The sequence below is a fragment of the Clostridium sp. CAG:43 genome, assembly GCF_000434655.1.
Taxonomy (GTDB): domain Bacteria; phylum Bacillota; class Clostridia; order Lachnospirales; family Lachnospiraceae; genus Otoolea; species Otoolea fessa.
On sequence record NZ_FR895054.1, the window covers coordinates 12,266 to 19,592 of the forward strand.

At 49.7% G+C, this 7,327-nt stretch carries 6 protein-coding genes; all 6 read right to left on the bottom strand.

The annotated features are described in order from the left end of the window. Positions 1-648 (bottom strand): DUF4131 domain-containing protein (locus QVO97_RS04430; RefSeq protein ID WP_369678382.1); only part of this gene is annotated, 648 nt, incomplete at its 3' end. A 221-nt stretch (positions 649-869) separates the two neighbouring features. After that, the gene (locus tag QVO97_RS04435) at positions 870-1,832 is read right to left on the bottom strand and encodes a GerMN domain-containing protein (protein WP_022359183.1); all 963 of its coding nucleotides are present in this window, start codon (positions 1,830-1,832) and stop codon (positions 870-872) included. Positions 1,833-2,033: 201 nt separating this feature from the next. Further along, complete coding sequence (locus QVO97_RS04440) at positions 2,034-3,548, bottom strand: sensor histidine kinase (RefSeq protein ID WP_022359184.1); 1,515 nt, start codon at positions 3,546-3,548, stop codon at positions 2,034-2,036. A gap of 100 nt (positions 3,549-3,648) precedes the next feature. Then, positions 3,649-4,563: a DegV family protein gene (locus QVO97_RS04445; RefSeq protein WP_022359185.1), complete on the bottom strand. Its 915-nt coding sequence runs from the start codon at positions 4,561-4,563 to the stop codon at positions 3,649-3,651. Between the two features lie 251 nt (positions 4,564-4,814). Beyond that, the gene (gene gpmI / locus QVO97_RS04450) at positions 4,815-6,356 is read right to left on the bottom strand and encodes a 2,3-bisphosphoglycerate-independent phosphoglycerate mutase (RefSeq protein WP_022359186.1); all 1,542 of its coding nucleotides are present in this window, start codon (positions 6,354-6,356) and stop codon (positions 4,815-4,817) included. Between the two features lie 166 nt (positions 6,357-6,522). Further along, positions 6,523-7,272 (bottom strand): triose-phosphate isomerase, encoded by a 750-nt coding sequence (gene tpiA / locus QVO97_RS04455; protein WP_022359187.1) that lies wholly within the window; start codon positions 7,270-7,272, stop codon positions 6,523-6,525. Positions 7,273-7,327: the final 55 nt, after the last annotated feature.

A 7,327-nucleotide genomic window follows, 5' to 3' on the forward strand; every position in this document is an offset into this window, starting at 1 on the left:
CCCCAGCAAAATTGCCTGAAAAATCCCTGCATCTTCTGGAACACAGATTTCCTGAAAAACAGCCGTCGCGTACGCCCGGAAGCATTCTGCCTGACTTCGGAGAGGGGAACTTTTTCCTTCTGAAATAAAAATCCGATCCGCCGTCACCCGGTTTCTGATTCCTAGTCCCCGATAATACATCCGATACGAAAACTGCCCCGGATTGCGCGCTTCTTCCAGAAACTCAGCAGTTCCCGTCAGATGAATCTGACTTCCGCAAGGTGGCAGAATTTTCTCTTCACACATCTCCAGTAAATCGCTTTTACACGATATCAGTACCTTTCTTACACTTTCATCCTCTACCTCCACCCCCGTCAAAATCATCGTACACCACCCATTTTTTTCCGAAATAGAATCCAGTGTTCCAGATACCGCCACCTCTGCCGAACCACCCTTCTGCGTTACCATCCGTTCCAGCGCATCCGGGCGCATTTCCACCGTCATCCGTCCCCATCCTGCCAGAAAACAGAAAAACAGCAGAAAGACACGGCACATCATCGGATCTTTCCAATTCCAGACGCGTTCTGCGTCTGTCTGAAAGTCCGAATCTACCCGTCCTTCTGCTGTTTTTATGACTGCAGGTGAAAAAGAATGTGCCTTGTGTTTCATAGGACACAATTTCCTATGAAACACAAAAAGCGCTGCTGCAATTATAAACCACACCGTCATGCCCATCTGGTACGCTGCGACCTCTCCAAGTACAAAAGCCACCATCATCCACATTACCGGTCGTTTGATATTCAATTCCTCTTTTCTTGTATTCTACAAAACATCAACAAAATCCCATTGCTGCTCTCTTCCAAACATGACATATACATTCTGTCTGACAGTTACTTCACAATGTACTTCTCCTCTCTCTCCAGAGGCTGCGCCAGCGAAATCACATTCCGATACGTCACATCTGCTGAGCCATTGACCGTGATCTGCACTTTATTCACCGTCTGAAGCTCTGTCAGAGAATCGACGATCGCGTAAATCGGAATATACTCCGCCACATCGGTATCCCCGGAAATAAAACCACTATCCAGGTTGACATAGCAGGTATTATCTGTCAGTGATACGTTTAATACCTTTGTATTTTTCGGCATCACTGAAAGACCGCCATTCTGGGAACCTGCCAGCAGCTGCTCCACTACCAGGCGTTCCAGCGACGTGTTCATACTGTGAAATACTTCCCGTTTTTCTGCCACCAGACCATCTTTTTCTTCATTGGAAAAATACAGGGTCAGCTCTACTTTTTCATACGAATTGACATCCGAAATACTGTCTACAAAATCACTTCCTGCGATCGCGCCCACCGGGTTGCCATGCGTGTCCAGAAGCGGCTGTCCCTCGCAATTAATGCTGATATAATCGACTCCCTCTACCTGTGTAAAGGTCTTTGCCAGCGCCGCCCGGCACAGAATCTCCCGCGACGCTTTCATATTCATATATTCCTGATTAAAATTCAGCGTCAGCACGTTATTGTCCCGGTTAATATCCAGGAATTCAACCTTATCGCTTAAAACTGCCTGATACTCCGGGTTTTCCGGCGCCGCAAGGATCTGCCCCGCCAGCTCTCCGATCAGGATCTCAGCGTCCGTCGTCTCCGTCTGATAGGAAACACTCGCCAGCCCCGTGCGTGTCGAATTGAGATAATAAATCTGATAGACTCCGTCCTCACCCGCCGTCGGATGCACCTCTTCTTTTTTTCGGCATCCGCCCAGAAGAAGCAGACACGCCAGGCAAAGGAGCAGCCACAAACTTACGCTTCCTGCCCGTTTTCCAGAGCTTTTTTTTCTTATTTTCTCCATTTATTATTTCCTGTTGTTATTTTGCAGTCTATCTCACAATAGACATTTCCCTGACCTCACATTCGAACACTGCAACACTCAAATACCGCAACATTCAAACACTGAAACATTCGAACACTGCAGCATTCAAACACCGAAATATTCGAACACCGCAACACCAGCAACCCTCTCGAACCTCTAAACCGCCCAGAACTACGCTGTCTACGGAATATAATTCAACGGAATCCGCACCGTAAAGGTTGCTCCCTTGCCTTCTTCACTCTTCAGGCGGATCGCGCCCTGATGAAGAAGAATAATATTCTTCGTGATCGCAAGCCCCAGCCCGGTACCGCCTGTCTCGCGTGAGCGCGCCTTATCTACACGGTAAAAACGCTCAAATACACGCTCCTGAAATTCCTTCGGGATTCCCACGCCATTATCCTCCACCTTCACATAAAAGAACTTGTGGTCAGCATCCAGCGTCACCCAGACTTTTCCCTCTTCGCGGTTATACTTGATCGCATTTTCCACCAGGTTCGAAAGTGCCAGGCTCAATTTTACCTCATCCACATCCGCCGATACTTCCCGCTTGCTCTCATATGTGATCTCAATGTTCCGCCGCTTCGCGATCGGGGTCAGACGTTTTAAAATCTGTTCCAGAAGGCCATTGATCGAAGTCTGTGCAATATTCAGATCCGGCGATGATTTATCCATTTTGACTAACGTCAGCAGATCATCGATAATCTTGCCCTCGCGGTCAATCTCCGCCGAAATATCCTGCATAAACTCCTGATATAACTCCGCCGGGGCGTTCTCCATCCCCATCAGAGAATCCGCCAGCACCCTTATCGAAGTCAGCGGTGTTTTCAGCTCATGCGACACGTTGGAAACAAACTCCTGACGCGACTGATCCAGGTTTTTCAGCTTCCGGATGGTCTGCATGACTGCCTCCGAAATGTCCCGCGTCTCCCGGTACGCTTTTACATCAATATCCTGATCCAGATTTCCCTCTGCCACCATATCGAGCTGCTGCTGCAGGCGGCGGAATGGTTTCAGCAGGCAAGCCGCCGCCAATAAATCTGCGATCAGAATAAAACAGAACATAACGAGCTGCAAAAATCCCGTCTTCTGCACAATTTTCTCCTGCAAAAGTGCCGAATTTTCCGTGGATGCCATCAGAAGAAGGACTCCCTGCACGCCTGCCGTATTTTTCCCTTTTCCGGCTGCCACATCCGAATCGATCGGCGCTGCATCCGTGCTTTTTGCCTGAATCGGCTGCGCTACATAGAAATACTTTTTCTTCTGGTTCAAATAGCTGGAAGTTTCCCCGTCAAATGCCTTTAACACATCCGATACAACCAGCGTTTTCCCTCTGGAAAGACCAAATGTGTCTTTCAAAATCTTAAAGCTATCGTCCACCAGCACGATTCTTCCGTTCATCAGATCCGCCGTTGTACTAAGTTCCGCATCCAGCGCCGGATTTGGATTTCCCGACAGCAGTACATTGATATAATCACTGCTGCGTATCTTGTTTGCTAAAATCAGACTCCGGTTCTGCGCTTCCGCCATCCGTTCTTCCACGTGGCTCTGGTAAAAATACCCCGATGTAAAACGGACCTGTACCAGAAGCGGAACCAGCGTCAGGATCAGAAAGGCGAGGATCAGCGGGATTCGCATCCCGATCGTGTGCTCCATCGCTTTCCATATTTTTCTTTTATGTTCTGCTATTCTTCTCATGCTCCTGTCCTGAACAATTACCGTTCACGCGCTCTTACTTGTGTTGCTTAACTTACTGACATTGACCGTGAACCGAAATGCTGCTCCGCAACTGCGTTTCTCACAACAACGATCCGATTTCAAGTTTCTTCGACGCCGCGATCGCCAGCGCTCCCGGTCCGATATGGCAGGCTACACTTAAGGACAGCGGATCTACATGGACTTCCGTCTCCGGGAAAAGTTCCCGAAGCTCGGCTGCCAGCTCCTGCGCCATCTCATCATTGTCGGTATGCGCTACATCAATATACGTTTTTTCTCCCGTCACATCACCAAACCGAGTTTCCAGATCGCGGGTGATCGCCGTGATCATCATGGAACGCGCCTGTTTCATCGTCCGCGCCTTCGCAAATGCGTCCAGCTTCTCGCCCTGTATCGTCAGAACCGGTTTTAAACGGAGAAGTGTTCCGAGCGCTGCTGCCGCTGGTGTGATTCTACCGCCCTTTTTCAGGTATTTTAATGTGTCAACCGTGACATAAATAGTTGAATCCAAACCTGTATCTTCCAGCTTTTTGCAGATCGCCTCCGCGTCCATGCCGGCTGCCGCCATGTCAAGCGCATCCTGCACCGAACGGCGCTGGGTCACGGAAATCCTGTGATTATCCGCCACCTGCACTTTTCCGTCGAAATCATCTGCCAGCATCTTTGCCGTCTGGCAGGAGCTCGAAAGCCCGCTGGACATCGGGATGTGCACAACTGCATCGTATTCCTCCAAAAGTTTTTCCCAGAGATTTAAGATCGTCTCCGGGGACGGCTGGGATGTGCTCACATCGTGATCCCCGCTCAGATGCTCGTAAAATTCCTTCTGTGTCAAATTTATATCTTCCAGATACTCGGTTCCATCAATCATAAACGGCATCGGCAGGACATATACGCCCATCTCTTTCGCCTGTGCCTGTGTAATTCCGCTGTTGCTGTCTGTAACAACCGCTACCTTCATGCTTGTTTCCTCCTGTTTTCCCTGTGAATCTGCTGCCATCCTATTTTCCTTTCCGCATAACACTTTCTTTTCTAAAAATGTCTGCCCTGGAACAGCCTCCGAGCGGTTCACATAGATGATTTTATTTTATCCTATTTTCTTATGAAATGGAAGAGAGAAGTAACCAAAAACTGCCACAAAACAAGCCCCGACCATTTCTCTGTTCATGATCTTTTCTTGCTTTATGGCAGTTTTCCCGATTCTTATTGACGGTTATATTTATACTTTCCTAATATATTCGAAAATTCTCCCTATTTCACCAACAGCGACTCTCCCGTCATCTCCTTCGGCTTCTCAAGTCCCATCAGTTCGATCAGCGTCGGCACAATATCGCAGAGGCGTCCGCCCTCGCGCAGCTTGTACGCCGGGTCAGCGCCGACCAGGACAAACGGCACCTGATTGGTCGTATGAGCGGTCCACGGCTCGCCGGTTGCCTCATCGACCATCACCTCTGCATTACCGTGATCGGCGCAGATAAAGAGAACGCCTCCGGCTGCCTTGATGGCTTCAACTGCACGTCCTACGCAGGCATCGACGGTCTCAATCGCCTTGATCGCAGCCGACTCCACGCCCGTGTGACCTACCATATCCGGGTTTGCAAAATTGATGATGATGACATCATATTTGCCGGACTCGATCGCCTCCACCAGCTTATCGCACACGATCGGTGCGCTCATCTCCGGTTTCAGGTCGTAGGTCGGAACCTCCTTCGGAGACGGAACCAGAATGCGGTCCTCGCCCTCGTTCGGCTCTTCCACGCCGCCGTTGAAGAAAAATGTTACGTGTGCATATTTCTCGGTCTCGGCGATACGTGCCTGCGTCATGTGGTGCGCCGCCAGGAACTCTCCAAATGTGTTCTTAATCTCTTCCTTCTTGAACGCAATCAGCTTGTTCCCGATCGTCTCATCGTAATCGGTAAAGCATACAAACGTCAGGTCAAGCTTCTTCTCTCTCGCAAATCCGGTAAATCCCTCATCGCAGAATGCGCGGGTGATCTCTCTTGCACGGTCCGGACGGAAGTTAAAGAAAATGACGGAATCGCCATCCTGAATCGTGGCAACCGGCTTTCCGTCCTTCTCTACATAGAACGGTACGACGAACTCATCGTTTACCTCTTTATCATAGGATGCCTGAATGCCTGCACACGCACTTTCTGCCTTCTCACCCTCTGCCTTTGTCAGCACATCGTAAGCTTTCTGGACACGATCCCAGTTTTTATCACGGTCCATCGCATAGTAGCGTCCCATCACGGAAGCCACCTCGCCGATGCCAAGCTGCTGCATCTTTTTCTCTAATTCTGCTACGAACTCCTTGCCGGAGGTCGGCGGTGTATCACGTCCGTCCAGGAAGCAGTGCACATACACTTTTTTAAGTCCCTGACGTTTTGCAAACTCCAGAAGTCCGAATAAATGAGTCAGATGGCTGTGAACGCCGCCATCTGATACCAGTCCGAACAGATGCAGAGCGGAATCATTTTTCTTGCAGGTGTCTGCGGCTGCCAGAAATTCCGGATTTTCAAAGAAATCGCCATCCTCGATTGATTTCGTGATACGGGTCAGCTCCTGGTATACGATACGTCCGGCGCCCATATTTAAATGTCCAACCTCCGAGTTACCCATCTGTCCGTCCGGCAGACCGACCGCCAGACCGCTGGCATTGCCGCGCACAAACGGGCACTGGCTCATCAGCTGATCCATGATCGGTGTCTTTGCCTCACACACGGCATTGTGCTCACAGGTATCTCTCATGCCGTATCCATCGAGAATCATTAATACGGTTGGCTTTTTTTTCATCTCTTTCTTCTTCCTTTCCTTCCATGAAATGAACCGTTTTTTCTGAAACAACCGGATGAACCAACAATTTTGATTGTTTCAGGTCAAAACTTTCACCTTCTTTTTTTACTGGCAAAAAGGGGACTGCCACGCCTCACACGTGCGACAGCCCCCTTTTGCTCATCTCTTATTTATAATTTACAATCTTTCCAAAATCTGCCTTTAAGGATGCGCCGCCTACCAGACCGCCATCGATATCCGGCTGTGCAAACAGCTCCGGAGCCGATGCTGCAGATACGGAACCGCCGTACTGAATGCGGATCGCCTCTGCGGTCGCCTCATCGTACACTTCCTTGATGCACGCACGGATCGCGCCGCACACTTCCTCAGCCTGCTCGGTGGTCGCTACCTTGCCGGTACCGATCGCCCAGATTGGCTCGTATGCGATCACAGCTGTCTTTGCCTGCTCTGCGGTCACATTCTGGAATGCGATCTTGATCTGCTGGCGGATCCAGTCAAGCGTGATCCCCTGCTCTCTCTGGGTCAGAGTCTCGCCGCAGCAAATGATCGGGGTCAGACCGTGCTCAAATGCTTTCAGTACCTTCTTATTGACCGTCTCATCGGTCTCTGCAAAATATTCTCTGCGCTCGGAATGTCCGATAATCACGTATTTAACGCCTGCATCGGTCAGCATATTCGGGGAAATCTCGCCGGTGTAAGCACCTTTCTCCTCGAAATACATATTTTCAGCGCCAACTGCGATGTTGGTTCCCTCGCACGCTTTTACAACCGGGATAATATCAATCGCCGGTACGCAGAATACAACGTCTACATCTTCCGAAACAACGAGCGGCTTCAGAAGCTCTACCAGAGCTACTGCCTCCGACGGCGTCATGTTCATTTTCCAGTTGCCTGCTACGATCTTTCTTCTAGCCATGACTATTCTATTCCTCTTTTCTGTTTATTTATTTGTTACTGTTCACGCATACGTG